General features: G+C 57.9%; 22 protein-coding genes. 9 read left to right on the forward strand and 13 right to left on the reverse strand.

Features of this window, described 5'->3' with window-relative positions; all coding sequences use genetic code 11:
- The first annotated feature begins 12 nt into the window (after nucleotides 1-12).
- From EFQ99_RS16510 to EFQ99_RS16525, 4 genes are all read left to right on the forward strand, one after another.
- Nucleotides 13-1,083: an ABC transporter permease gene (locus tag EFQ99_RS16510; RefSeq protein WP_126922072.1), complete on the forward strand. Its 1,071-nt coding sequence runs from the start codon at nucleotides 13-15 to the stop codon at nucleotides 1,081-1,083.
- Complete coding sequence (locus EFQ99_RS16515) at nucleotides 1,080-1,829, forward strand: ATP-binding cassette domain-containing protein (protein ID WP_126922073.1); 750 nt, start codon at nucleotides 1,080-1,082, stop codon at nucleotides 1,827-1,829. Before EFQ99_RS16510 ends, EFQ99_RS16515 begins: the two co-directional genes overlap by 4 nt.
- A gap of 127 nt (nucleotides 1,830-1,956) precedes the next feature.
- Nucleotides 1,957-2,370 (forward strand): iron response transcriptional regulator IrrA, encoded by a 414-nt coding sequence (irrA, locus tag EFQ99_RS16520; RefSeq protein ID WP_126922074.1) that lies wholly within the window; start codon nucleotides 1,957-1,959, stop codon nucleotides 2,368-2,370.
- A gap of 61 nt (nucleotides 2,371-2,431) precedes the next feature.
- Nucleotides 2,432-3,592, forward strand: a complete 1,161-nt coding sequence (locus EFQ99_RS16525; protein ID WP_126922075.1) for an arabinose transporter — start codon at nucleotides 2,432-2,434, stop codon at nucleotides 3,590-3,592.
- Nucleotides 3,593-3,653: 61 nt separating this feature from the next.
- Here the strand turns inward: EFQ99_RS16525 and EFQ99_RS16530 are convergent, their stop codons facing one another.
- Both EFQ99_RS16530 and EFQ99_RS16535 read right to left on the reverse strand, forming a co-directional pair.
- A complete protein-coding gene (locus EFQ99_RS16530; RefSeq protein WP_126922076.1) occupies nucleotides 3,654-4,409 on the reverse strand; it encodes a class II aldolase/adducin family protein in 756 nt (251 codons plus the stop codon).
- On the reverse strand, nucleotides 4,406-5,545 hold the full coding sequence (locus EFQ99_RS16535; protein WP_126922077.1) for a TauD/TfdA family dioxygenase: 1,140 nt from the start codon (nucleotides 5,543-5,545) through the stop codon (nucleotides 4,406-4,408). The genes EFQ99_RS16530 and EFQ99_RS16535 overlap by 4 nt, the downstream gene beginning before the upstream one ends.
- A gap of 138 nt (nucleotides 5,546-5,683) precedes the next feature.
- Here EFQ99_RS16535 and EFQ99_RS16540 point away from each other — a divergent pair, with 138 nt between their 5' ends.
- Nucleotides 5,684-6,607: a LysR substrate-binding domain-containing protein gene (locus tag EFQ99_RS16540; protein ID WP_126922078.1), complete on the forward strand. Its 924-nt coding sequence runs from the start codon at nucleotides 5,684-5,686 to the stop codon at nucleotides 6,605-6,607.
- Here the strand turns inward: EFQ99_RS16540 and EFQ99_RS16545 are convergent.
- From EFQ99_RS16545 to EFQ99_RS16585, 9 genes are all read right to left on the reverse strand, one after another.
- Entirely contained in the window at nucleotides 6,604-7,533 is a 930-nt protein-coding gene (locus EFQ99_RS16545; protein WP_126922079.1) for an NAD(P)-dependent oxidoreductase, read from the reverse strand. The genes EFQ99_RS16540 and EFQ99_RS16545 overlap by 4 nt on opposite strands.
- 23 nt (nucleotides 7,534-7,556) lie before the next feature.
- Entirely contained in the window at nucleotides 7,557-8,318 is a 762-nt protein-coding gene (locus tag EFQ99_RS16550; RefSeq protein WP_164736386.1) for a hydroxypyruvate isomerase family protein, read from the reverse strand.
- Complete coding sequence (otnC, locus tag EFQ99_RS16555; protein WP_126922081.1) at nucleotides 8,315-8,965, reverse strand: 3-oxo-tetronate 4-phosphate decarboxylase; 651 nt, start codon at nucleotides 8,963-8,965, stop codon at nucleotides 8,315-8,317. Before otnC ends, EFQ99_RS16550 begins: the two co-directional genes overlap by 4 nt.
- On the reverse strand, nucleotides 8,962-10,230 hold the full coding sequence (otnK, locus tag EFQ99_RS16560; RefSeq protein WP_126922082.1) for a 3-oxo-tetronate kinase: 1,269 nt from the start codon (nucleotides 10,228-10,230) through the stop codon (nucleotides 8,962-8,964). Before otnK ends, otnC begins: the two co-directional genes overlap by 4 nt.
- Nucleotides 10,231-10,247: 17 nt before the next feature.
- On the reverse strand, nucleotides 10,248-11,147 hold the full coding sequence (ltnD, locus tag EFQ99_RS16565) for an L-threonate dehydrogenase (RefSeq protein ID WP_126922083.1): 900 nt from the start codon (nucleotides 11,145-11,147) through the stop codon (nucleotides 10,248-10,250).
- A 24-nt stretch (nucleotides 11,148-11,171) separates the two neighbouring features.
- Nucleotides 11,172-12,263, reverse strand: a complete 1,092-nt coding sequence (locus EFQ99_RS16570) for a tartrate dehydrogenase (RefSeq protein WP_208722770.1) — start codon at nucleotides 12,261-12,263, stop codon at nucleotides 11,172-11,174.
- Entirely contained in the window at nucleotides 12,260-13,711 is a 1,452-nt protein-coding gene (locus tag EFQ99_RS16575; protein WP_126922084.1) for an aldehyde dehydrogenase family protein, read from the reverse strand. The genes EFQ99_RS16570 and EFQ99_RS16575 overlap by 4 nt, the downstream gene beginning before the upstream one ends.
- A 25-nt stretch (nucleotides 13,712-13,736) precedes the next feature.
- Entirely contained in the window at nucleotides 13,737-14,561 is an 825-nt protein-coding gene (locus EFQ99_RS16580; RefSeq protein ID WP_126922085.1) for an SDR family NAD(P)-dependent oxidoreductase, read from the reverse strand.
- 104 nt (nucleotides 14,562-14,665) lie between these two features.
- Nucleotides 14,666-15,499 carry an HpcH/HpaI aldolase family protein gene (locus EFQ99_RS16585; protein ID WP_126922086.1) on the reverse strand — a complete coding sequence of 278 codons (834 nt, stop codon included), beginning with the start codon at nucleotides 15,497-15,499 and terminating at the stop codon, nucleotides 14,666-14,668.
- Between the two features lie 188 nt (nucleotides 15,500-15,687).
- Here EFQ99_RS16585 and EFQ99_RS16590 point away from each other — a divergent pair, with 188 nt between their 5' ends.
- On the forward strand, nucleotides 15,688-16,527 hold the full coding sequence (locus tag EFQ99_RS16590) for a cupin domain-containing protein (RefSeq protein ID WP_126922087.1): 840 nt from the start codon (nucleotides 15,688-15,690) through the stop codon (nucleotides 16,525-16,527).
- A gap of 63 nt (nucleotides 16,528-16,590) precedes the next feature.
- On the opposite strand, the gene EFQ99_RS16595 is transcribed toward EFQ99_RS16590, so the two are convergent.
- Nucleotides 16,591-17,481: a LysR family transcriptional regulator gene (locus tag EFQ99_RS16595; RefSeq protein ID WP_126922088.1), complete on the reverse strand. Its 891-nt coding sequence runs from the start codon at nucleotides 17,479-17,481 to the stop codon at nucleotides 16,591-16,593.
- A gap of 179 nt (nucleotides 17,482-17,660) precedes the next feature.
- On the opposite strand from EFQ99_RS16595, the gene EFQ99_RS16600 reads away from it, so the two are divergent.
- The 3 genes from EFQ99_RS16600 (at nucleotide 17,661) to EFQ99_RS16610 (ending at nucleotide 20,813) form a co-directional block, all read left to right on the forward strand.
- Nucleotides 17,661-18,746, forward strand: a complete 1,086-nt coding sequence (locus EFQ99_RS16600; RefSeq protein ID WP_126922089.1) for an alpha/beta hydrolase — start codon at nucleotides 17,661-17,663, stop codon at nucleotides 18,744-18,746.
- 409 nt (nucleotides 18,747-19,155) lie between these two features.
- Nucleotides 19,156-20,373: an MFS transporter gene (locus EFQ99_RS16605; protein ID WP_126922090.1), complete on the forward strand. Its 1,218-nt coding sequence runs from the start codon at nucleotides 19,156-19,158 to the stop codon at nucleotides 20,371-20,373.
- Nucleotides 20,334-20,813, forward strand: coding sequence for a cyclophilin-like fold protein (locus tag EFQ99_RS16610; protein ID WP_425376271.1), 480 nt, complete (start codon nucleotides 20,334-20,336; stop codon nucleotides 20,811-20,813). The genes EFQ99_RS16605 and EFQ99_RS16610 overlap by 40 nt, the downstream gene beginning before the upstream one ends.
- Nucleotides 20,814-20,834: 21 nt before the next feature.
- Here EFQ99_RS16610 and EFQ99_RS16615 read toward each other — a convergent pair whose 3' ends face one another.
- Nucleotides 20,835-24,374, reverse strand: coding sequence for a hypothetical protein (locus EFQ99_RS16615; RefSeq protein WP_126922092.1), 3,540 nt, complete (start codon nucleotides 24,372-24,374; stop codon nucleotides 20,835-20,837).
- Nucleotides 24,375-24,457 lie beyond the last annotated feature (83 nt).

Raw genomic sequence — 24,457 nt, forward strand, 5'->3', positions numbered from 1 at the left:
AAGGTTTTCATCATGTCATCCACCAACACCGACAGCGTGGCAGGTGCGGCGAATGCTCAAGCGACCACGGCGGAGCTCGATAGCTCCGAAGCCTTGAAAGCTCCCGGTATTCGCTTGGGTTTGCGCATCCTCCGCACGGGACCAGCAGTGATCCTCATCGCGCTCATCATCATCATGAGCTTCCTCAACGAGTATTTCCTGACGGTTCGGAACCTTCAGAACCTCCTTACGCAAACGACGATGATCGCGACGTTGGCGTTGGGTCAGTTGCTTGTCATCATCGTCCGAGGCGTCGACGTCTCTGTAGGCAGCGTTCTTGGCCTGACGGTGGTCTTGTCCGGATTGATGATGGATTCCGGAATCGACAATGGTTTTCTCCACCTTGCCGTCTTTCTTTCTGCAGGTGCCGCGTTCGGACTGTTCAACGGCTTCATGATCGTTAAGGGCGGAATACCGCAGCCTCTAATCGTCACAGTAGCGACACTGGGTATTGGCAGAGGCATGGCGCTGCTCCTGAGTGGTGGTACCGAGCACATCGGGATGGCACCCCTAGTACAGGCTGCGGGCAATGGTTCTATCGGAGGGATTCCGATCCCTGCGATACTCGTCGCCTTCGTGACCCTGGTGCTCGCGGTACTGACGCTGAGGACGCTGTGGGGGCGATGGATATATGCGGTGGGCGGAAATCCCGACGTCGCTGGATGGCTGGGGGTGCCAAGGGACCGGGTCATTATGAGCTGCTATATGCTGTCAGGTATGACCGCGGGCATCGCCGGGTTAATATATGCTGGCCGGACGGACGCCGCCTCGCCGCTGGCAGGCGTGGGCATGGAGCTCGACGCAGTCACCGCGGTGATCATTGGCGGGGCCAGCCTCTTCGGCGGTCGCGGTCATATCGTAAATGCTCTGATCGGGGCTCTGATCATCGGCGTCATTCGCAATGGCTTGAACCTCATGAGCGTGTCTCCGTTTTGGGAAGCAATCGCCATTGGCGCGTCGATCCTGCTGGCGCTCGAACTTGACGTTCTCCGTCGTTATTTTGAAGAGAAACTGCGAGCACGTGCGGCGAGGGCGATGCGATGAGCGACAATGTCGTGTTGGAGATTAAAAACGCCGTGAAGTCCTACGGCTTCGTCACGGCCCTCGGCGGTGTCGATCTGACTCTTCACAAGGGAGAGATTCTGGCTCTGCTCGGAGACAACGGGGCCGGCAAGACGACGCTGGTTCGCGCTATAAGCGGTGTCATGCAGCTCGATGAGGGCGATATCCATCTGGCCGGAGAAAAGCTTGCGCTAAGTTCCGCGGGCGACGCGCGGCGCGCCGGCATCGAAACGGTATTCCAAAACCTTGCAGTGTTGGACAATCTCGACGTCTCCTCGAATTTCTACATTGGGCGCGAGAAAACGTGGCCGAGTTGGATGGGGCCATTTGGCTTCCTCAACAAAGCACGTGAGGCGACCGGTTGGGTCGGCGCAGCGAACACCCTCGGGATCAAGGCGTTGAATCCGGGTCAGGAGATAGGGCTAATGTCCGGTGGACAGAGGCAAGCCGTCGCTGTCGCGCGCGCGGTGGCGTTCGCGAGTAAGGTGGTGATCTTGGATGAGCCGACTGCCGCGCTCGGCGTCCGGGAGTCCGCGCAAGTACTTCGCTTGATCAAGTCTCTTCCGGAAAGAGGGGTCTCAGTGATTCTGATCAGCCACAACATGGATCACGTCGTACAGGTGGCCGATAGGGCTGTCGTTATGCGACAGGGCCGCATCGCGGGGTCGGCGGTTCCCAAGAAGGAGTCTGTTCCCGAGCTGATCGCGATGATCATGGGAGCGACTTGATTTATCAGCTAGACGGCAACTTGCTTATAGCACTGTATTATAGCAGCCGTCTTCAGGTAGGTCGTTCAAGGTATCGCACTCGGAATTTCTGTTAGAAGAGATTCCGAGTGATTTCTGGACAATACCAATGGAACGCAGATCATCGATTGCCAAGGACCTGCGAGAGGCAGGCTTGAGGCCTACTGAACAACGAATTTCGCTTTACAGGCTTCTTTTCGCGAATGGGCATCGACATGTGACCGTGGAAGAGCTTCACGCTGAGGCCATCGGCGAAGGCGTCGCCCTATCTGTCGCCACAGTCTATAACGCGTTGAACGATTTCACGGAAGCTGGATTGATCCGCGTGCTTGCGGTCGAAGGAGCTCGGACGTGGTTCGACACGAACACCTCCGACCACCACCACTTTTACGTCGAAGGCAAAGGCGAAATCCAAGACATCGATAGCGACGACATCTCCCTCAGCAACATTCCGATTCCTCCGGAGGGCTTTGAGATCGCGAACATTGACGTCATCATAAGGCTTCGGCCCATCGGCGGCTAATGACCTGCCGAGCCGACGGTTTCCCACCTCACCAACTACTAAAATAGCCCGGAGCCGCACCTTGAGCGCCAGCGCGAAAGTTTTTGTAACGCTTGCTCCCAAAATGGCAGTCGTTTTCGTAGGCTTTCTCATAGCCGGCATGGGCATGCCTGTCTTGCCAATCCACGTGAGCCAAGACCTCGGCTTTGGCACGTTCGTCATTGGCCTGATTACCGGCAGTCAGTTCTGTTCATCCCTTATGACGAGGTTGTGGGCCGGGGATTTTGCCGACCGAAAGGGGCCAAAGAAGGCTGTGATTGTCGGGCTTTCCCTAGCTGCTGTTGCAGGCGGGTTCTACTTTGCTTCATTGACCTCGCTTGGAAATCCCGCGTTGTCCGCGTCAATTCTGGTATTGGGGCGAGGCGTCCTTGGCGCAGGCGAAAGCCTGATTATCACAGGATCGGTGGCGTGGGGACTGGCAACAGTAGGGCCGCAGCATTCTGGGAAGGTGATAGCGTGGATCGGTACAGCGATGTTCGGAGCCTTGGCCGCGGGAGCGCCTCTCGGTAGCGCCTTGTTTGCCATAGAGGGGTTCGCGGCAATCGCCGCCGCTACGATCTTTTTGCCGATTGTGATGGCTGTTTTGGTCGCCCCCCTCGCTCCGGTGCCAGGCCGGTCGACGGCCTCCGCATCGAGGCTCAGCGTCATCAAGGCAGTCTGGCTTCCTGGGCTAGGCTCAGCTTTCGCTAGCCTCGGCTATGGAAGCATCTTGGCGTTTTCTAGCCTCCTCTTCCTTCATCGAGATTGGGCCGATGGATGGCTTGCTGTGACTTGCTTCGCCACGGCACTGGTCACAAGCCGTATCCTGCTTGGGCATATTCCTGATCGGCTCGGAGGTCCGATTACGGCGTTGGTTTTCGCGATCGTCGAGGTGATTGGCTTGATCACAATGGGCTTGACCACATACTCGGCGATTGCACTTGTCGGCGCTGCTTTGGTTGGCTTTGGCTATTCGCTAGTCTTCCCCGCATTTGGTATAGCGGTTGTCAAGGCTGCCCCGCCTGAAAGCCGCGGAATGGCAATGGGCTTGTACTCGGCTTGCCTTGATATCGCCCTTGCGCTTTGCGGGCCCGCGCTCGGCTTCGTAGGTGACGTTGCGGGCCTTCCCGCAATATTCACTACCACCGGTCTTTTGGTGTCGCTTTCGACGATCGTTGCTGTGTTGATAATGAAGCGCGCGTAGCAGAAAACCGAAGGCTTGAGCGAACTCCTAGCCTTCGGTCGCGTGTCTGCGCTATGGCGTTTTATTGCTTGTAGGACGGATCGAGTTGGGATTTGAGGTAGTCGAAGTGCCGCTGGGCCATTCCTTTGTAAGGCTTCCAACCTTCGCACGTCTTCCGAGCTACTTCATCCGAGAGCACCGCTAACGGGATGCCCGTTGACCGCGCTAAGATAATCGTTTGCGCCGCTTTCTCGAAGAAATACAAATCTTCGAATGCGTCCGCCACCGTTTCGCCCGCGATTGAAACACCGTGGTTGCCCATTAGCAGGACCGACTTGCCCTTCATCACGCGGGCGAGCCGCAGACCTTCCTCCTCTGCATCGGCTATGCCTCCGAAATCGACGTCATAGCCTATCCGCCCGTAGAACCGAGCAGTATTGTTGTCCAGTGGGAGCATGGTCGGGTCTGCCAGGCAAGCAAGCGCCACAGAGTAGGGCGCATGGCAATGCAGTATCACCCGCGCCTCCGGAAGCATCCGATGAAGAGTTCCATGAACGGCCCACGCAGACGGATCGGGTGCCTCCGGCCGTGCCATCACACCCTCGTCCCCGGCGTCTAGGAGAAGCAGGTCGCTGGCTCTGAGCGTATCGAAGTGCTGCCATCGCGGGTTCAGCAGGAAATGTTGGCCACTTTGGTCGACCGCCGCGCTGAAATGATTGCCGACTGACTCGCTCCAGCCGAAACGGTGGCAAATTCGGAAGGCGGCTGCTAGGTCCTCACGAAGCCCAACGTTATCCAATGACGATGGTTCGATCGTTGTTTCCGGGGCTGCCCTCATGACTTGAACCTTCCTTCGCTGACGAGCGCACGGTAGGTCGAGCGCATCTCAGCTCTGTCAGCGTAGCAGCCTCGGAGATAGCGGTCGCCACTTGTGGCGGAATAGGCGAGACGGCCATGAACAATACGGTGGTTATCGAAGACCATACATTCTCCGGCCTTCATCAAGAACCGCATCATGTATTTGTCATCCTGAAGCATCTTCCCGAAGCGGCAGAACGCGGGATAGTAGTCGTCCAGGACATCTTGGGGAACGTCGAAAATGTCGGCCATGTGCTGACTAATTGTCAGGCCAGACACCTCACCGTGCTGGTCGAGTTCAATCACCCGCTGGCGTGAGCGCATGTCGTAGTTGTCGTGTTCGCAGTAGAACGGGATGTCTATCTCTGAAAGGAGACGGAACCCTTCAGGATCGGTTTCCTTGAAGTCGTTGGCGACTGCAACGCCGTCCGAGTATATGCTGAGGCCGCCTTGAACGCTGTTGGCACGGCAGTGCAGGAACTGAATCCCTGGAGCCGCTTCCTCCGCAGGGGTGTCCGTGTGCAGTTCGAGCGCCTTCGCGGTGTAGGCGGTATTGGTCGGATTGATATGGGTCTTAACGTCGAAGTATTCACCGAAGAAGGTGGGTCGTACGTGACCCATGAGTCTTACGGTTTCAGACAGTCCCTCGTTGCTGTCTGGCATATCGGTGACGATGGTAAGCCCATAAGTCAGCATGGCCTCAATCCAATCCGCGACCAAAGAGGGGTCTTTCAGGAGCTGCGGTTGGGAGAAGCGCGCAATTGAAGGGTAGTGGTCGCTATACCACGCCTTTCTCGGCAGATCGGCCGGGTCCACGCGGCGAGCGCCACCGGAATACGCCGACAGCATAGAGATCGGGTATCTGGAAACGTGTGCTTCGTTGGCCCATTCGACTTCAAGCTTGTCGTCGACAAGTCTCGCGTCCTTCGCAAGGGGGGGCTGCTGAAGGTGAAAAATGTCGAACTGACGTTCTCGCGTCGCACTATCGAAGGATGTCGGGCAGTTGTCGCGTAGCCAATAGTAATTGAAGTATGCCTCACTGCCTGTAGGCAGGGTCAATCGGAGGCCCTTATCAAGGAGGCTTATCTCTCTGGGGATGGAAATTTGAGCGTTCATTGCCTTATCCTCTGCTTATATTGAGTTGAGCGAAAACTCCTCGTCGAGGGGGAGTGAGGCTGGACGTTAGAGGCAATTCCGCATATTGAGAACGATGGAAAAATCGGCGCTAATATAATGTGAGATTATAGAAGCCAGATGCTCCCATTACGATTGATCAATGTGTTTGATGCCGTTGTCCGTAGTGGAAGCACACAGGGTGCGGCTAAGGAGCTCAACGTAACTCAGCCTGCCGTCAGCCAAGCGATCCGGTCACTCGAAGAGCTGCTTGGCGTAAAGCTGTTCGATCGCAAAACGCGCCCGGTCAGTCTCACCACAGCGGGCGACATTTTGAATACGGGCGTCTCGGATGGGCTGAACCGGATCGCCGAGACCATTGACCGTGTTCGGTCCTTGCACCTGCTTAACGAAAATTCGGTCACGATCGCTTGTACCATTGGCACAGCGACATATTGGCTGATGCCGCGCCTCGCTGGCTTCTACGTCGAGTTCCCTGATATCGCTGTAAATGTTCAGACGACGGTTGGGAGCCCGGAAATCTCACCTAGCACTGACTTGTTGATCCGGTATGGGCTCGGGGAGTGGACCGACGGTCGATCTGTCAGGCTTTTCGACGAGAGAGTCGTACCTGTTTCCAGTCCCCGCGTCGCTGAGAGGTACTCAATAATGGAAGACCTCGAAGATGCGCCGCTGCTTCACGTTGTCAGCTCGGAGAAGAGCTGGCTATCTTGGGACGACTATTTCAAGCGTTTCTCGCTGCCCGAAAACAACATGGTCGGTCGCAGCTTCACGAACTATGTGCAAGCGACCCAAGCCGCCCTTTCAGGGCAAGGCGTGATGCTTGGGTGGGAATCAAACACTGGCGATTTGGTTCGCGAAGGCCGGCTGATTGCGATGAAGAATGCTGAGATCGTCCCTGAAGAGTCCTTTTATCTCGTCATTCCGTCGAACGGTCAGAAGAAGTCAGCAACCGACGTATTTGCCAGCTGGCTTGCAGCCCTCTCAAATGACGAAAGTCGGGACCTGCGCGATAGGCTGGCGACGGGGATCGTGGCCAGCTAGGACTGACCTACTAAGCGCGCTCCCTTGCGAACCTCTTCTTCCATATCGACTCCATTCAACTTCCCAACCAAGTCGCTCAACATAGGCACGAAGTCGTCGCCATGCCCGACGGCCTCCGCATGCGTGTAATACTGAACAGCGGCTGAGGCCATCACGCTGGTGACCTTGGAGTCGGCCGCCATGTTATTGACGTAGCGAAGGTCCTTGGCGGCGTACGAGATCATGAACTTGTGAGCGTCCCGGTCACGATCAACGACGTATTTCATGAAGGTGCCGAAGAAGCCACTGTCCATACGGCTACCCGTGATGACGTCACGTATCGCCTGCGGCGAAATTCCGATTTTCGCTCCGAGAACAACCGCTTCGGCATAGAGAGCTCCGTAGCTCATCCCGATGAAGTTCATAAGGAGCTTCATCTTGTGTCCGTTTCCAACAGCCCCAACGCGGATGACACGGCCGGCCCAGCACTCGATGACAGGCTTCACCTGTTCGAATACGTCGTCATCGCCGGCGACCATGGCATCGAGGGTACCTTCTTCTGCCTCTTTGGGCGTCCGGCCCAGCGAAGCGTCAATCAAGGTCGCGCCAACGGCCTCCAACTCTTGCGCCAGAAGGAGCGTGGAGGAAGGGTCGGATGTCGAGGTGTCGATCACGATCAGCCCAGGACGTGCACCGGCGATAATACCGTCGTTGCCCTTCACGACTTTCTCCACCTGGCCCGAGTTCTGAAGGCAGATATGGATGATGTCGCACTTGTCGGCCATGTCTTTCGGGCTCTCAGCACTTTTCGCGCCGATTTCCAGAAGCGTGGGCATCGGGCGTTGATCCAAGAACCAAAGGTCATAGCCCTTCGTGCGAATGTTCTTTGCCATGCCGTGTCCCATCATGCCGACGCCGATGAAGCCGATGACTGGTTTGTTGCTCATGGAAATCTCCTCTCCGAATTTCGTCAGTTTTTGAATGTGGCTAGCCAAGCCAGATCGGGTACCGCTCCATTTGCCGGCAGATACTCAGCACCAATGGGCGAAGACCAACCGAGCTCCCGCACGCGACGCAGCGCGAAAGAGTAGTCCAGCTCGCCATGGTCCGGGCTGCCGCGGTCAGGCACAGACGCGATTTGCACATGCCCGATCAGAGGCAGGTTCGCCTCGAACCGGCGTGTCACGTCGCCGCCCATGATTTGGACGTGATAAAAATCGAACATCATCTTGAGGTTCGGTTTGGCGACCGTGCGGATGATGTCTGCCGCCTGCTCGACCGTGCTGAGAAAATAGCCCGGAGCGTTGTAGTGGTTGAGAGGCTCGATCAAGATGGTGATATCGGGCCCCGCTTTCTCTGAGGCGTAAATCAGGTTCTCGATGAAGGCCGAGCGCGCACGCGGGCCGCTCGAGTTGCCCGCCATGACATGGATCGCTTTAGCGGAAATCTCGGTCGCGTATTCGATGGCTTGGTCGATCGCTGCACGGGCTTCTGGCTCTCGACCGGGAAGGGCGGATAGGCCGTTCTCGCCGACCGAAACGTTCCCCCGCGAGGTGTTCAAGCCAAGCATTCTGAGTCCGGCCTCTTTCAAGGCAACTTTGACCTCCGAGGCAGGAACTGCATAGGGCCAATGGCATTCGACAGCGTCGAAGCCTGCATCCTTAGCAGCTCTGATTGCCTCGGGTAGCGGACGGTCGTTCCAGAGAAACCCGAGGTTCGCCGAGAATTTCATGCTTCCCACTCCACATTGAAAGTCGTGACGACGTCGAGAATCTCTTCTGCCTTGAGCTGCCGTGGGCGGCAGCCGCAGGTCAGCATCGCGAGCCGCGCCGTCGCCTCGAGTTCTTCGATCGCGTTGCACGCGGCCTCGACATCCTTCCCGGCGACAACAGGACCGTGATTGGCCAGCATGACGGCGGTGCGCTTGCCTGCCAGTCCTCGGACGGCTTCTCCCATCGCCGGATCACCTGGCCGGAAGAACGGCAAGAGCTTTACGCGACCAAGCTGCATGATGGCGTATGGTGTCAGAGGAGGGAGGAAGTCGTCCTCGTTGACGTCAGGCATCATGGACCAAGCGACCGCATGACAGGAATGCAGGTGTACAACGGCTCCTGCCTGGCTTCGCGTGCTGTAGAACGCGGAGTGAAGAGGCATCTCTTTGGTAGGCTTGTCGCCCGCAATATGCTGGCCGTTACCGTCGAAACGACTTAGACGCGAGGGGTCAAGGCGACCGAAGCTGGTCCCGGTTGGAGAAACCAGAAGGCCGCCGTCAGACGTGCGCGCGGAGATGTTGCCCGTCGACCCATGTGTGAGGCCGCGATCGAAAAGCGATTTGGCCAGATCGCAGATTTGTTCGCGCAGGCGAGCTTCTTCGGTCATCGATCGAGAACCTCCAAGGCCTTCGAGAAGAATTGCTCGTTGCCAAAATTGCCGGATTTGAGGGTGATTGCGATCCTGCTGTTCTCGGAGGTGGCAAAGCACCAGGGAACTCCCGGTGCGATTTCGGCACCGATGTCGAGGCGCGTAACGCCCAAGGCCTTGGCCACCGACCCCGAGGTTTCACCTCCGGCAACCACGAAACGCCGGTATCCAACGTTCCGCGCTTCTTCTGCACAGGCCGCCAATGTCGATTCAATCAGCGAACCCGCACGTTCGACGCCCAACTTCTCCTGTGCGGCGCGAACCGCATCGGGTGCGGCGGTCGCGTAAATCAACGGGGTCGCCGATGCGTCCTGCGCGGCCAACCAGTTCAAGACACGTGCGCTACCAAGCTCAGCGACCTCCAGTGGGTCAAGCTTGAAGCTTGGCCCGCCCTTTGCGAGGAAATCGGCGACTTGGCGATTGGTCATCGCGGAGCAGCTGCCCGACAATACAATCGCTGGACCAGGATCGAACGAACTGGACGTGGACGCCGGCGATCTTTCGATCCGCCCTTGCTTTGCCCATAGTTCCGGTAGGGGCATTGCCACGGCGCTGCCGCCAGTGAGGAGCACCATGTCCTGGCATGCTTCCGCGATGATGTAGAGATCATCGTTGGCAACGGCGTCGACGATGACGTGGGCGACCCCTTCCGAAGCGAGCTGGGATAGTTGCTCGGCGAGGGACGCTGCGCCCTTTGCGACAACCAACCTGTTCGCCAGGCCGACGGGCTTGGTTGTCTGCGGTGCGAGGAGACGGGTGAGGTTTGAGTCCCGCATCGGCGTGAGAGGATGATCCTTCATCGGGCTCTCCGAGAGGGGCTGCTCGCCCACAAACAGGTTTCCCATGAAGATAGCTCGACCATTCTCCGGAAACGCAGGGCAGTAGATGGTCTGGGAGGCACCCAGCGACCCCATCAGAGCCTCGGCAACGGGACCGATGTTGCCCTTTACAGTGGAGTCAAACGTGGAGCAATACTTCCAGAAGAAGCGCTGCGCTCCCGCGTCCTTCAGCCACTGAAGCGCTGCTTGCGTTTCTTGTATGGCTTCATCTACCGGGCTGGTGCGGCACTTGAGGGCAATTATCTCTAGTGGCGCGGTGTCCCGCGGTGGCTCCGTGGGAACGCCCATTCTAAGTGAAACGGGAACGCCTGATCGGGCCAATAGCCCAGCCAGATCGGTCGCACCGGTGAAGTCATCAGCGATTGCGCCAAAAAATGTTGCCATCTTGATTTCCTTACCGGTCACGACCCCGACTTCGAGCCCGGAAGCTCTATGCCGGCGTTGCGTGCGTAAATCTTGGCGACCGCAGCGTCATCTTCGCGCCCCAGGCCCATGCCGGAGGCGGCGACAAACTGTTGTAGAGCCGCGGCCGTGAGCGGGGCCGAGAACTTGGACGCGCGAGCGACGTCAAGGACGATGCCAAGGTCTTTTGGCCAGATGTCGACTGCGGAATGAGGAGTGTAGTCGCCCGATGCCACGTGCGGGGCACGGTTCTCCAGCATCCAGCTCGTGCCGGCGCACTGCGGTATCACCTGGAGGAATGTGTCGGCATCGATGCCCTGCGTAATGCCAAAGGTAATGGCTTCCGCCATCGCTGCGATATGCGTTCCGGCAAGCATCTGGTTGACTGCCTTCATGGCCGACCCAGCGCCAGCTGCGTCGCCCAATTCGAAGACCTTCTCCGCAAGTGCGTCGAGGGCCGGGCGGGCTTTTGCGAAGGCCTCAGACGTACCGGAGGCCATGATTGAAAGCTTGCCGTTGGCGGCTTTGACGGAACCGCCCGAAATGGGTGCGTCGAGGAAATGAATGCCGCGTTCCGAGCAGCGTTCGGCCGCCTTTCGCGCATAGTCCGGCGCAACTGTGACGCACATGATCACGACGGCACCGGGCGATAGTTTCGAGACGACCCCATTATCGCCGAACAGGACCTCTTCAGTCTGGGTCGAATTCAGAACGACGACTAAGACAGCGTCCAGGCCTGCCGCGGCGGCATCCAGATCAGTTGCAGAGCCGCCGGCGGCGTGAAGGCGCTTTACGGCATCGGGGTTAACGTCCGCACCGAACACTTCAAGGCCCGCCCGAACGAGGGAGGATGCCATTCCGAACCCCATCGAACCCAGTCCAAAAACACCAACTTTCATTTCTCGCTCCATACGTTCCAACAATCAGGTGTTGGACCCAAAGATTTGTTTGATCACAGCGTCTGTGACCTCACGTGTTGTCGCTGACCCACCCACGTCCGGCGTCGAAATGCCCGCCGAACACACCGCTTCGATGGCCCTCATCAGGCGGTCTGAACTCTCGGATTCTCCCAAATGGTCAAGCATCTGGCATGCAGTCCAAAACGACGCGATCGGGTTCGCGATGCCTTTCCCGGTTATGTCGAATGCAGAGCCGTGGATCGGCTCGAACATCGAGGGGAAGCGTCGCTCTGGATCGATGTTCGCTGTCGGCGCGACGCCCAGGCTGCCCGCCAGCGCGCCCGCCAAATCCGACAGGATGTCGGCATGCAGGTTCGTGGCCACAATCGTGTCGAGGCTTTCCGGGTGAAGGGTCATTCGGACAGTCATGGCATCGACGAGGACTTTGTCCCATTTGACGTCGGGAAATTCCGTGGATACCTCGGCGGCTATCTCATCCCAGAGGACCATGCCGAAACGCTGCGCGTTTGACTTCGTGACGACGGTCAGTTGCTTTCGCGGTCTCGATTGAGCGATCCGGAAGGCAAAGCGCATGATGCGGGTAACGCCCACGCGGGTGAAAATGGCGACCTCAGTCGCGACTTCCTCAGGCAGGCCGCGGTGCGCGCGCCCTCCGTGGCCCGAATATTCACCCTCCGAATTCTCGCGCACGATCACCCAATCGAGGTCGCCGACCCCCCTGTCTCGCAGAGGGGTCGGTATCCCCGGGAGAATCCGCGTTGGGCGGACATTCGCGTATTGGTCAAAACCTTGGCAAATCGGCAGCCGCAGTCCCCACAGCGTGATATGGTCGGCAATGTCGGGAGCACCTACCGCGCCGAAGTAGATCGCATCGTGGCCTCGCAACTGCGCGAGGCCGTCGTCCGGCATCATCTTCCCGTGCCTGCGGTAATAGTCCGAACCCCAGTCGAACTGGGTCACCTCGAAACGCACTGTGTCTGAGCGCCGCTGGAGCGCATCGAGAACCTCGAGACCCGCACCGATGACCTCGGGACCGATACCATCAGCTGGTATCGCCGCGATCTTGTGGGTGCGATGTCCGGTCATGGATGTCATGCGAATTCCGGCAACGACGTCGCCTCCTCGTCGAACCCGTAAACCGACTTCGTCTCCAGGTACTCCTCAAGCCCGACGCTTCCCATGGAGCGTCCGATGCCGGATTGCTTATAGCCCCCCATCGGCGTGACGGAATTCGTGGCCGCGCCGTTGAAGCAAATGCGTCCTGCGCGCAGGCCGGCAGAGAACTCGTAACCCTTCTTTCTATCGCCGGAGAAGACGTAGCCGCCGAGCCCGTATGGGCTGTCGTTGGCGATCTCCAGCGCTTGCTCCTCGGAAGAGTAGGGGATGACAGCAAGCACCGGACCGAAAATTTCTTCCTTCGCGATGGTCATGTCGGGTGCGACGTGGGTGAAGACGGTGGGCTTTACGAAGTAGCCCTGGTTGCGGCCCTCGGGCTTTCCCGTCCCTCCGCAGGCGAGGCGAGCGCCTTCGTCGATACCGATCTGGATGTAACGTTGGATGCTGTCGTACTGGGACTGGCTGACGACAGGACCCATCGTGGTGGCCGGATCGCGCGGGTCGCCCAGTTTGTACTTCGAGACCTCGTCCACCAAGTAGGCAGAAACCTCTTCGATCTGGCTTTCATGGACGAGCATCCGGCTTGGAGCATGGCACGATTGGCCGGCGTTGAAGAAGCAACGCTGGATGTTCCAGCGAGCGGCCTTCTCAAGATCGGCGTCCTCGAGCACGATGTTCGCCGATTTTCCGCCGAGCTCCAGCGATACGCGCTTGATTGTCTGGGCCGCCGCCTCGCCGACGCGCGCGCCGGCGGATGTCGAACCCGTGAACGAGATCATGTCGACCTCGGGATGCGTCGACATAGCCGCGCCGACTTCACTGCCTCGTCCGATGATCAGGTTGAACACGCCGGCAGGAACGCCGGCCTTTTCGAAGACCTCCGCGAGAATGATCGAGCTGATCGGCGATGCGTCCGAGGGCTTCGAGAGCACAGTGCATCCGGCTGCAATAGCGTAGATCGCTTTGATGACCGGCGTCTGGACGGGCCAGTTCCACGGCGAGATCAAGGCGCAAACCCCGATCGGCTCGCGGCGGATGATCGTGTCACCGAGGCGGCTTTCGAAATGGTATGTCCGCAGGAGGTCGCGGGCGACTTTCATATGGCCAATAGGGCCGGTCGCCTGCGCTCGTGCGCTCACGGGAATGCCTACTTCCTGCGCCATCACGTCGGCAAACTCGTCGACGCGTTTTTCGTACGCTGCGATGATGCGGTCGATAAGTTCGGCACGCTCTTCCAGCGACGTTCTTGAGAAGGTATTGAAGGCTCGGCGAGCTGCCAAGGCTGCCTTGTCGACATCGGAAGCCATACCGCCTGTGGCCACGGAAGCGAACGGCGTCTCCGTGTAGGGGTTCGTCAGCAACTTCTGGCCTGCCTTGGCTGGCTCTTGCCAGCGGCCGTCGATGTAGAGATTTCCGTAGTGTTGCATGAGCTTACTCCGCTTGATCGACAGATCAGAAGCTGTGTGTGTAGCCACCGTCGCAAGCGATCGTCTGCCCGGTGATGAATGATGCCGCCGGGGAGGCGAGGAACATCGTGATGCCTACGAGGTCAGAAGGGACGATGGTGCGCGGAATGCACTGGAGGTCGATGTTCCGCTGGAGAATTTCTTGGGTGAGGCTGGCTTTGCGCTCGGCCACTTCGGTCGCGACGGTGCCGGGACGAATGCAGTTGGCGGTTACGCCGAACGGACCCAGTTCGCGGGCAAGCGAGTTGGTCATCCCGATCAGCGCCGACTTCGACGTCACATAATGGAGATAGTTCTTGGTTCCGCGGTGGACGGAGGCCGACGAGATATTGATGATGCGCCCAAAGCCGCGGTCCCGCATGCCAGGCGCGGCTGCGGCAGCACAGAAGAAGACGCCGTTCACGTTGACGTTCATCACCTTCTGCCACTCTGCCTCAGGTATCTCGTCAAACGGACGCTTGACGAGTGCCGAGAAAAGAGAGGCGTTGTTGACCAGCACGTCGATACGACCGAACTCTTTCTGGACAGCCGCGACCATTGCGTCCACGGAGTCCTTGCTGGAGACGTCCACGGACAGGGCCAGCGACCGGCCCCCGGCTTCCGCAATCTCTTTAGCCACGCTCTCGGAGTTGGCCAGGCTGAGGTCGGCGATCACGGCGATGGCCCCCGCAGCAGCGAACTGCCGGGCAAGTTCGCGGCCGATGCCTTGGCCTGAACCTGTCACGAGAACGACCCGGTCTTTAACGCTGAAGTCGCGGGCTTCAGCAAGGAGTGCTGAGGCAGCGTTGTTCGAGGCGGTTTCAATGTTCACGGTAGTCCTCCGATAGACTGTCCAGCTGGACTTTCGCTTTGCGGTCCAATGGATCGAGATGTGGTTCCTCAGGCCGCCAGATGACGGCTATGTTTTTGTTGGGCTCAGCGGAACGACGCTGCCGTGGCGATCGCCGTGTTGGTCAAAAAGCCTGTGTCACTGCCAGTCGAGACGTAGCGCGCGCCCAAGCGAAGGATTTCCTTTGCGATCTCGGGACGCGTGTTCAGGCCGCCCACGCCGAGGTGCTTCCCTTTGGCATTGCAAACCTCGAGCACGTGTTTGTAGGCCTCCATCACCTTGGGGCTGTCGAGTTGGCCAGGAATTCCGAGTGAGTTGCAGAGGTCGTTGGTCCCCACGAGCAGCATGTCCATGCCATCGACCGACGCGATGTCCGCGGCATTTTCTACCGCGTTGACCGACTCGATCATTCCGACCACCAGCGTCGCCTCGTTCATCTTCGCCATCGTCTCGGCAGCCGGGCCGCCTCGGAAGAGTGTGTGGGCGTTCGTCGCGAGCAAAGAACGATCGCCCTTGGGAGCAAACAATGCTGCCTCCACGATATCTTCTGCCTGGGCCTTGGTCTCGACATGGGGAACGATAACGCCCTGCGCGCCGGTCTCGAGTGTGCGGCTGATGTCGGCCTTGTTGTGGCCGGCCACACGAACCAATGGCGTAACGCCCAGTGCGGCAGCGGTGATGCTGATTTGGCTGACGGTCTCAAGCGAGAAGCTGTTGTGCTCCAGATCGATGTACAGGCAATCGAAGCCCGCACTGCGGGCGATCGCTGCGATCTCGACACCGCGTACGATGCGGACGATCATGCCAACCGCTACTTCGCCGGCGTTCATGCGCGTCTTCATCAGGTTTTTGATAGGTGTTTCGATCGGATGCATGTGGAATTCCAAACTCGCGGGATTACCGCGTTCTGACTTCATCATTCGTGCCGTCTGGCTGTGCTAAGGTTTGAAGCCAACCGTGATCGCGATCAAGAGCGCGGGAGGGTCGCGAGCCCGGAGCAATAACAAGATGTTATAGCTCGGTTTCGGGGAGGATTACGGAGCGACCCACTTTTCTATTATCTGAAGTCAACCGGAAGGTTTCACCGAAGACAACAGAGGAGTGAAAGATGCGTATTTCAGATGTAGCCAGTGCAGAGGGCGGTGCAGTCGGATCGATGCGTGTAGGCAAGCTCGATCAGAAGTTCCTGCTACAGGGGGAAGATGGCTCCCCGAACAACTACCTGCTCAACGTAGGTCTCACCGGCTCTGGCGGCTGGGGAACTCCGCGCCATCGTCACAACTTCGATCAGATTCGATACGTCCTCAAGGGCAAGTACCCGGCGTCCCCGCACAAGATCATGGGTGAGGGCTCTGTCGCGTACTTCCCGGAGAGCGTTCACTACGGACCGCAGGACCGTCCGGAAGGCCTCGAAATGATGGTCATCCAGTTCGGCGGCGCGAGCGGGGAGGGCTTCCTCAGCACTCCGCGTCGTGAAGCTGCAAACGAGGCCCTGAAGGCCAAGGGCGAGTTCAAGGACGGCATCTTTACCTGGATCGACGACAAGGGTCAGAAGCACAACGTAGACGGCGCAACGGCTTGCTACGAAGAAGCAATGGGCAAGAAGATGGTCCTTGCCAAGCCTCGCTACGACGATGTCGTGATGATGGACCCGGAATCGTACGAGTGGACTCCCACGGGGACTCCAGGTGTATCGACGAAGCTCCTTGGGGTGTTCACCGAACGCAACACCAAGATCGGCTTCATCAAGGTGGATGCCGGCGCGACGTTCAATACCGGCTCGCGCGACCAGATTGACGTTCTCTTCATGAGCAAAGGGAACATCACGGTCGATGGCAAAACCTATGGCGATAAGACCGCCATCGAACTGCTGCCGTCTGACGCTCCGGTCGACATCAAAGCCAACGAAGAGTCGTTGTTCTTTACCGTCACACTGCCAAAGTTCTGATGGTTCAATTGCCGGCGTGACCAGGTCACGCCGGCATTACTTTGCCCAGTGCGTATGCTTCGGTCATACCCTCGACCTCAGAGCGTCGACTATCAGCGATAATGCGGGATTGTTCTGCCTTCGATTGGGATAGTAGAGGTAGTATCCCTCAAACATTGGGCACCAATCGTCGAGGACTTGGGTCAACTCTCCTCGATCAATGTGACCAGCGACCAGGCTCTCGGGCAAGTAGGCGAGCCCATACCCCAAAAGCGCGGCGTCGATCATGCTGCCGGGGTGATTGATAGTTAGCTGGCCGTCGACCCTCACCCGAACCTGCTTATCGTCCTTCTCAAATTCCCACGCGTACAACCCGCCCGCCGAGTGTTGTCGGGTGTTTATGCATGTGTGGGAGCTCAAATCCTGTGGCGTGGATGGTGCAGGGTTTTTCCTGAAATATCCGGGCGAACCGACAACCACCAAACGCCAATCCTGCCCGATCTTTACGGCGATCATGTCCTTGTCCAACCGCTCGCCGAGCCTGATCCCCGCGTCAAAGCGCTCCTCGACAATGTCGCTGATGCCGTTGTCGCAAAAGAGTTCGACCTTGAGATCGGGGTAATCCTGCAGGACGCCCCGCAGCTTGGGCCATACAACGCTTTCTAGGGCGTAGTCCGAGAGGTTGATCCGAACAGTCCCGACCGGGCGATCGCGATAACGCATCAGGTCGGCGATATCCGCATTGATATCGTCCAAGCGAGGCTGGATCGCGCTGAGGAATTTTTCGCCGACTTCGGTCGCTGCCACGCTTCGGGTCGTTCTAATCAGAAGACGAAGACCAAGGCGCTCCTCGAGGCGTTTGATGGCGTTGCTGATCGTAGATTGGGAAACACCAAGCAAAGCGGCAGCGCGTGTGAAGCTGCGTTCACGTGCGACGACAGTGAACCAAAACAGCTCGTTGTAATCTTCCTGCACCTTCGGCCCTCGTTTCGACCCCAGCCAACTTCTATCGCGCCGACGACGTTATTCGCAGAGCTTTTGACTGTCGGGGATTAATTCGCCATGAGATAACTATTAGCGGATTTCCCCGTCTAATAGATAGGTCCTTCATCCCTTAGATTGCGTCCCAAGACAACAAGGAAAAGGGAAGACGCATGAAAAGGCCAAATAGTGAGAACGTGTCCGATACCGGACTGACCCTCGATCGGCGCAGTTTGCTGAAAATTGGCGGTTTAACCGCTGCTACGGTTGGAGTACTTGCAATGGGCAGCGCGGCTGCCGAGGCTGCTGCCTCGGAGACATGGGATAAGACCTTCCCTAAGAGCGACAAGGTCGATCACCAAAAGGTGTCCTTCTATAACAAACTGGGGATCATGCTGGTCGCGGACTTGTACGTCCCGAAAAACGCCGATCGGTCTGCTCGTCATCCGGCGATCGTGGTTGGACACCCGTATGGTGGCGTAAAGGAGCAGACGTCGGGTCTTTACGCCCAGACGCTGGCAGAGCGCGGGTTTGTCACCATTGCCCATGACGCCTCCTACAACGGTGAAAGTGGCGGGCAACCTCATTTCACGGCGTCTGCCGAAGCATTCGTGGAAGACTTCAACGCGGCGGTCGACTACCTCGGCACGCATTCCTTCGTCGACCGGCAGCGCATCGGCCTGCTCGGCGTATGCGGGAGTGGCGGTTTCGGATTGGCTGCGGCCGAGATCGATCCGCGCATCAAGGCTGTCGCCACTGTCAGTATGTATGATATCGGTCAGGGCCAGCGCCAGGGTCTCGCTGCTGAACTCGACAACGCTGCCGTAAAGAAGCAGCTCCGCGAAATTGCCGATCAGCGATGGGCAGAAGTTGACGGCGCGCCGCGGATGATGGCCGTTGGCACTCCCGAGGTGCTGACAGAGAACTCTCATCCGATCGAACGCGAGTTCTTCGATTATTACCGGACGCCGCGTGGCCAGCATCCGAGGTCGACAACGACCATGGCTCGCACCAGCAACGCGCCCATGACCCTGTTTTGGTCGTTCCCACGTTTGTCTTGGATTTCCCCGAGACCTGTTCTTTTCATCACCGGTGACCAGGCACACTCCAAAATCTTCAGTGAACAGGCCTACGCCGCCGCTTCCGAACCGAAGGAACTGTATGTCGTGCCCGGTGCCGGACACGTCGATCTCTATGATCGGACGAACCTGATCCCTTGGGCGAAGCTACAGTCGTTCTACGACCAGCATCTCGCTTAACACGAACGACCGTGCCCGGGCAGAGGCCCGGGCACGGCGAATGAGGATGATCTGATGAGATGCTCTGACCGTTTTTACTTCGCCAACGCTAGTGCGGCCTTATGGTGTCGAGCGGTGGGCGGCAACCTCATGGCTTCTATCGAATGGGCCGCTCTGTGTCTCGTTGGTGCCATCTCTGGGTACGGGGAAGAACGAAACTACCGCGATAGCCAGGATCGCTTTCGGTAGCCGATCGGTCTTTCGGCACTACGCTCAGCGCCATGTTGCTTCGTTAATCCGTGCGGAATGATCAAAGGTCCGACCTTTTCCACAGATGCCCCGTTACGATGCCGATTGATGATTGTCATCGATAAGTACAAGCGAGAAGCAACGGGTAATCAAATAAGTGGGTATGCCTTACTTCTGAGACATGACACATCAATCGACAATCTCTCCCGATATCCATCCTGAAACGCGGGCTCGAGCTGCTGCCTGGGGTGCGGTTTTCGCCATGGCCTTGTGCGTCGCGGTCTTGATCGCATCAGAATTTATGCCCGTCAGTCTTCTCTCTCCGATCGCCAGCGATCTCGGGGTAACGGACGGTCGTGCTGGTCAGGCAATCTCCGTCTCAGGCATCTTCGCGGTTTTAACGAGTCTCTTTATCTCGAACCTAACCCGGAAAATTGACCGACGCTTGGTATTGTTGTCCCTGTCGCTAATCCTGGTGATCTCGGGTTTGGTCGTCACCTTTGCACAGTTCTACGCGGTCCTCATGATTGGCCGCGCCATGCTGGGCGTCGCCATCGGCGGCTTCTGGTCGATGTCCACAGCCATAATCATGCGATTGGTGCCGTCGGACTCGGTACCTAAAGCGTTGGCCACACTCAACGCTGGCAATGCCATCGCCGCCACGATCTCAGCGCCACTGGGAAGCATGCTCGGCAGCTATGTGGGATGGCGTGGGGCGTTCTTCGCCGTTGTTCCCCTCGCGCTGGTCTCTCTGGTTTGGCAATGGAGCAGCCTCCCATCGCTTCCAGCTCGTAAGCGGGAAGGGCCGCCACACGTCATCCGGTTGCTCCGGCGCAAGCAGGTCGCGCTCGGCATGGCATCGATCACATTGCTGTTTGCTGGTCAGTTCTCGTTGTTCACCTATCTTCGGCCCTTTCTGGAAAAGGTGACCCTGGTTTCGGTGTCGACCCTTTCACTTCTTCTGCTGCTGATGGGATTGGCCGGCGTCGCCGGTACCTACATGATCAGCCGTTTGCTGCAGACACGATTGTATGGGATTCTGGTATCTGTTCCCATCGCCATGGCCGCCGTGGCGGTGGGCCTGGTCGCCTTCGGTACTTCAGTCCCTGTCACAGCTATTCTTCTCGTCGGCTGGGGGCTTTTGGGAACTGCGGTCCCCGTCGGATGGGGAACGTGGCTTACTAGAGCCATGCCCGACGACGCAGAGGCTGGCGGGGGCCTTCAAGTTGCGACGATCCAGCTGGCCATCACATTTGGGGCTGCGCTGGGGGGAGTGCTGTTCGACGGCGCTGGGTGGCAAACAACCTTTTTGTTCGCTGCCGTTGCGCTCGCTGGTTCATCACTCTTCGCGGGTCTCGCATGGCGGGCCGCGAGAAAGCCAAAAGGAATCGTTCTGTGATTACACGTCGTCGAAATTTTCTGGGAATGGGTGCCGCGATGATCGTACCTAGTGTTGGCTTTGGGCTGCAGGCCAATGGCCAGACGATGCCCGGTGTGCGTGTGAGGTTCGCTTTCGCGGATTCTGAAATGACGGCGACGTTGAACGACAGTCCCTCCGCCAGGGACTTTCTCACCATGTTGCCGTTGAACCTGACGATCGAGGACTATAGCCATAATGAGAAGATTGTCAGGCTTCCGCGAAAGCTGAGCGAAGAGGGAAGCGGGCCATTTGACAACGAACGGCCCGGTGACCTTTGCTATTTCAAGCCGTGGGGAAATCTGGCGCTGTTCTACGGTGACTACAAATGGGACGGCCTAATCCGCCTCGGTCGGTTCGACGACGGATTCGATCCGCTGCTTATTCGGGGAAACTTCCCGATTCGTATCGAGAAAGTCTGAAACCTCCCGGGGCGGACTTCCTTAATTATCGTCATCAGGACCGAAGCGCTCTGTCATTGAGCCCGCTTGTTGTTCATAGTCTTTTGATAGCGATCGAACACAGGCAGCGAGCAGGAAGTAGCCTTCGAGCTCGGCGGACTCGGCCTGAACTCTGTACTTCTCGGAGAGCGCCTTTTCAGGCGCGCCGGTTGGGTCGACCCAATATGCGCCGCGAGCATTGTACAATCCAGTTCGATATCCCGATCGTAGCGGTTCGTAAGAACTCTCGTCCAGGGCCTCCGCAACTGCTCTATTCACCCAAAATCCGTCCGGGTCTTCAGGCGCATGTATGAGGACTGTTCCCAGTTTGGATAGTCCGATATCCAGATAGCCTTTTTCTTCGGCTTCCTCGAGGAATGCTTCGAACCATTTCCTAAAATCCGAAGCCGAGAAGCCATCCGCGACTTTCTGACCTGGCGGTGTTCGCCAGTGCAACAACAACCGATGTGCCGCGGAAGCTGCGTGCCGCTCCTGCTCGGTTGGCTCTTTCGACGGCGCGCCCTTCGATCTGTAAATTCTGGCCAAGACGTCCAGGTAGAAATCTGGATCGTCTGCTAGCCGTTGCTCCAGAGTTTTTGCAAACGTCTCGCGCCCGAGTTGGACGAGAAGGTCAAGGTAAGCCCACTCGATTTTCTCGAGGTCCCTTTTGTTGGAATCATCGGCGATCTGAATGCGTTTGATCAAGGCTTCGACTGCGTAGCTGTCCATGCCAACCAATTTTTTTCCCGCCTTTGCGAGGGCCAAGAGGGCCCTGGTGGCGTCCTTTGTGTTCAGATCACCGAAACGCAGCATATATGCGTGAAGAGATTCTACCGCCCCATCTGGGCGGCTTTGCATGAGCAGTTTCTTCACAGCGTAACGGAGGTCTCGCTTGCTTTCGATCAGGCCAATTCCGACTGTGGACCAGTACAAACCATCATCGCGACCCAAAAGGCTTTCGACCTCGGCCCACGTTGCGCGTGAAAACGGGAGGGCCGTGAGTAGCGTTGCTTTGGAATTCTTAGACCATTGGGGCAAACCTAGAGATTCAAGCCATTCCTCTTTGCGGGTGGCAAAGCTCTGAGCTGCATAACCCATAAGCACGTCGCGGAGACTCTCAGTGTCACTCTGCGCCCACCGTTGTAGTTCCGTCACCGGAACCGTTGCACCCTCGAGTTTAGCCAGAGCTACACCGACCAAACGGGGTCTATCCACGGTCATAGCAAAAGACACCACCGCGGAGAGTCCGCCGATCTCCCAGATTTCCTGAACTGCCTCCTCCTGCAGGTTTTCGTTCTTTTGCTGCCGTTCCTGCCAGGTCATCTTTCTGTCGTACGACAGAGGGTCACTCGCACCAAATCGATCCTGATATCGGATGGAAGGGTCCTCTGGCTGCAGGCGAGACGCAAGCGCCTCGATCTCTGCGACGGATGAGCGCGGTATAGCCCAGTCAGCGCTAGCGAATGCGGTGTGTTTCTGCGCGGTGTCTTTCAATGCCACCCAGATTTTGTGGTTTCTACCGCTTTCCCGCAGAAGTCCGATGTTGTCGCCAATCAAGATGATCGCTTTAGTGAAAGCCGCCGGCGGCAAGTCCGGTAAATGCTCTGCCAAGTCAGCTAGGTACTCGGGTTTCGAAGCGGCCAAGCCAATAAGGCTCTCGGTGTATTTGGTTATCTCCTGAAAATAGTCCTCTCTCATGACCTGAGGTACTTCAACCGCCCCAAAATCTTGCCACTTCGGTCTGTGAGTACCCGAAGTCGTTTGCGTGACCCCGGGAAGAGCAGAAACATACACTGCCCACGCCGTCGCAGGGTGTTTGCGTCCCAAGGCGTTCAGTGCCGATGTCCTGATGGTCACAGGTGCGGTGGTTTGAGGGTGCCAGGGCAGATATATGCTCTTGAGACTTTCCAATGGACGATTTGTCCATTGGCCGCCCGGGTCCAGCGCATCGAGATCACCCAAAGCGAGAGTCACCCGCCCCAAAAACTCTGGTGACCAAGCTAGGCTCTCCAGTCCCCAAAGAAGACCCGTGGAAAACGTCCGTGCGAACGCTCCACCCCGCTCTTGAGCGAACAGGCTTTTGAATGTGTCGCCCGTCTTGATCCAACCTGCGACAGAATCGAGGAAAGTTTCGGGCGCGGCCTCAGCCAGTACAGCAAGGTCGCGATCAATGCTGGCGACCCTAAGCCAACCGCCGCTCCGCAGGGTCTGTGCGACAACGATTTTCGGGATGCTCTGTACCGTGTCCTGACGGCAGCGAGTTAGAACCTGTGGGCGAGTGGTCATGAGGGCAAGCGTATCAGCGAGGGCAGAGCGAAGCTGCTTCGAGTACGCGTTCGCGGCCTGCTCAGTAGGCTCAGCTTCCGCAAATAGCGAGGGATCATCTTGTGACAGTGCTTGCGTCGCATGTTTTTGGACGATTTCGAGGTGCCTGTCGAAGATATGAGGCCCGCCAATCTCCCAGCACTTTTCGCGGTCCTTGACGCTCCATATGCCACGTTTATATCGGAGTACGGTGCCAGGATTGTTGAGCTCAATACTGAGTCTGCTGGTTAGTTGTGCGTAGGTTTCGCCGACCAGTTCGCTGACATATTCTTGGTCCGCAGGCGAGGCATCATTCCACGTGCCAATCAACTGTGCGACGGCAATCAGGGGATTGTCGGCGTCCATGCCTGCTGTCGTCGACGTCGGGGTTTGCGGGGGCAGCAGGTCTCGCGAGATGGTAACCGCGGCTCCTGTTTGGAAGGCCTCAACCAATTCCATTGGGAGCGTTTCGACTTTAATGGTGCCTGCGCTCTGATTGATGTCGCGAACGGCTTCAATAAGCTGGGCCCAAGTACCTTCGGAGCCAGCACCGCCGAACTGAGAGATAATACAGGTGAGGAAGGCACGGTTGACGCCACCGGCGATGTCGAGGTCGTATTGAAGGACATGGAACGCCTTCAGGAATTTCCATGCGGTTTCTTCGTCTACAACCACCCCGCCATTGGCCGCCTTCAGATGGTGAAGGACCGCTTTAAGTTTCGACTGCTTGTTCGCGCTGCTGAAATTGGATTGGTTGACCTTCTTGAAAAAATCGTCGGATGCCGGGGAAGTCCGCGCCCACTCAAGTACGGTTCGGAGTTCTAGGTCCGCGCCGCTCAGGGGGCCGGTAATCAGGGCGAGGGCATCGAAGCCGTGGGCGAGGTTTTTTGAGAAATCCCGCCATGCCGCAGTGATCACCTCTGAGAAGGTACCGTTTCCGATAGTGAACGCGATGTCGTGCTTGATTTGGGCGAGGAGGCGCGACTTTCTGCCAGAGCTCGTCTCGTGCGCCTCGACCACGACGTCGTCCGTCTCCACACCAAGATGCTTGGCTTGGAGATGGATAGCTTTGATCGGCCACGCGCGCGTGCATGGCGATACCCCGCCAGCCAACATCAGTACGGCGAAGGATGCCTGAACTCTGTTCTCGAAATTGACACCGCCCCCTCCAGTCGAAAAGGGGTTCGACAGCTTTTTAACTTTGGGGGGCTTGGTAGGTGAATTCTTTTTTGACGGCATGGGAACACTGCGAGAGACCTAAACAAGCCCCTGTGTACAATACTCCTGCGCGCAGCAGTCGGATGAAAATACAACTCAACAGT

Source organism: Rhizobium vallis (genome assembly GCF_003985155.1).
Lineage (GTDB): Bacteria > Pseudomonadota > Alphaproteobacteria > Rhizobiales > Rhizobiaceae > Rhizobium > Rhizobium vallis.

What these genes read in the sequence shown, in the direction of transcription:
- EFQ99_RS16510 (WP_126922072.1), top strand. Translation starts at nt 13, where the DNA reads ATGTCATCCACCAACACCGACAGCGTGGCAGGTGCGGCGAATGCTCAA.
- EFQ99_RS16515 (WP_126922073.1), top strand. Translation starts at nt 1,080, where the DNA reads ATGAGCGACAATGTCGTGTTGGAGATTAAAAACGCCGTGAAGTCCTAC.
- irrA (WP_126922074.1), top strand. Translation starts at nt 1,957, where the DNA reads ATGGAACGCAGATCATCGATTGCCAAGGACCTGCGAGAGGCAGGCTTG.
- EFQ99_RS16530 (WP_126922076.1), bottom strand. Translation starts at nt 4,409, where the DNA reads ATGAGGGCAGCCCCGGAAACAACGATCGAACCATCGTCATTGGATAAC.
- EFQ99_RS16535 (WP_126922077.1), bottom strand. Translation starts at nt 5,545, where the DNA reads ATGAACGCTCAAATTTCCATCCCCAGAGAGATAAGCCTCCTTGATAAG.
- EFQ99_RS16540 (WP_126922078.1), top strand. Translation starts at nt 5,684, where the DNA reads ATGCTCCCATTACGATTGATCAATGTGTTTGATGCCGTTGTCCGTAGT.
- EFQ99_RS16545 (WP_126922079.1), bottom strand. Translation starts at nt 7,533, where the DNA reads ATGAGCAACAAACCAGTCATCGGCTTCATCGGCGTCGGCATGATGGGA.
- EFQ99_RS16550 (WP_164736386.1), bottom strand. Translation starts at nt 8,318, where the DNA reads ATGAAATTCTCGGCGAACCTCGGGTTTCTCTGGAACGACCGTCCGCTA.
- otnC (WP_126922081.1), bottom strand. Translation starts at nt 8,965, where the DNA reads ATGACCGAAGAAGCTCGCCTGCGCGAACAAATCTGCGATCTGGCCAAA.
- otnK (WP_126922082.1), bottom strand. Translation starts at nt 10,230, where the DNA reads ATGGCAACATTTTTTGGCGCAATCGCTGATGACTTCACCGGTGCGACC.
- ltnD (WP_126922083.1), bottom strand. Translation starts at nt 11,147, where the DNA reads ATGAAAGTTGGTGTTTTTGGACTGGGTTCGATGGGGTTCGGAATGGCA.
- EFQ99_RS16570 (WP_208722770.1), bottom strand. Translation starts at nt 12,263, where the DNA reads ATGACATCCATGACCGGACATCGCACCCACAAGATCGCGGCGATACCA.
- EFQ99_RS16575 (WP_126922084.1), bottom strand. Translation starts at nt 13,711, where the DNA reads ATGCAACACTACGGAAATCTCTACATCGACGGCCGCTGGCAAGAGCCA.
- EFQ99_RS16585 (WP_126922086.1), bottom strand. Translation starts at nt 15,499, where the DNA reads ATGATGAAGTCAGAACGCGGTAATCCCGCGAGTTTGGAATTCCACATG.
- EFQ99_RS16590 (WP_126922087.1), top strand. Translation starts at nt 15,688, where the DNA reads ATGCGTATTTCAGATGTAGCCAGTGCAGAGGGCGGTGCAGTCGGATCG.
- EFQ99_RS16600 (WP_126922089.1), top strand. Translation starts at nt 17,661, where the DNA reads ATGAAAAGGCCAAATAGTGAGAACGTGTCCGATACCGGACTGACCCTC.
- EFQ99_RS16605 (WP_126922090.1), top strand. Translation starts at nt 19,156, where the DNA reads ATGACACATCAATCGACAATCTCTCCCGATATCCATCCTGAAACGCGG.
- EFQ99_RS16610 (WP_425376271.1), top strand. Translation starts at nt 20,334, where the DNA reads ATGGCGGGCCGCGAGAAAGCCAAAAGGAATCGTTCTGTGATTACACGT.
- EFQ99_RS16615 (WP_126922092.1), bottom strand. Translation starts at nt 24,374, where the DNA reads ATGCCGTCAAAAAAGAATTCACCTACCAAGCCCCCCAAAGTTAAAAAG.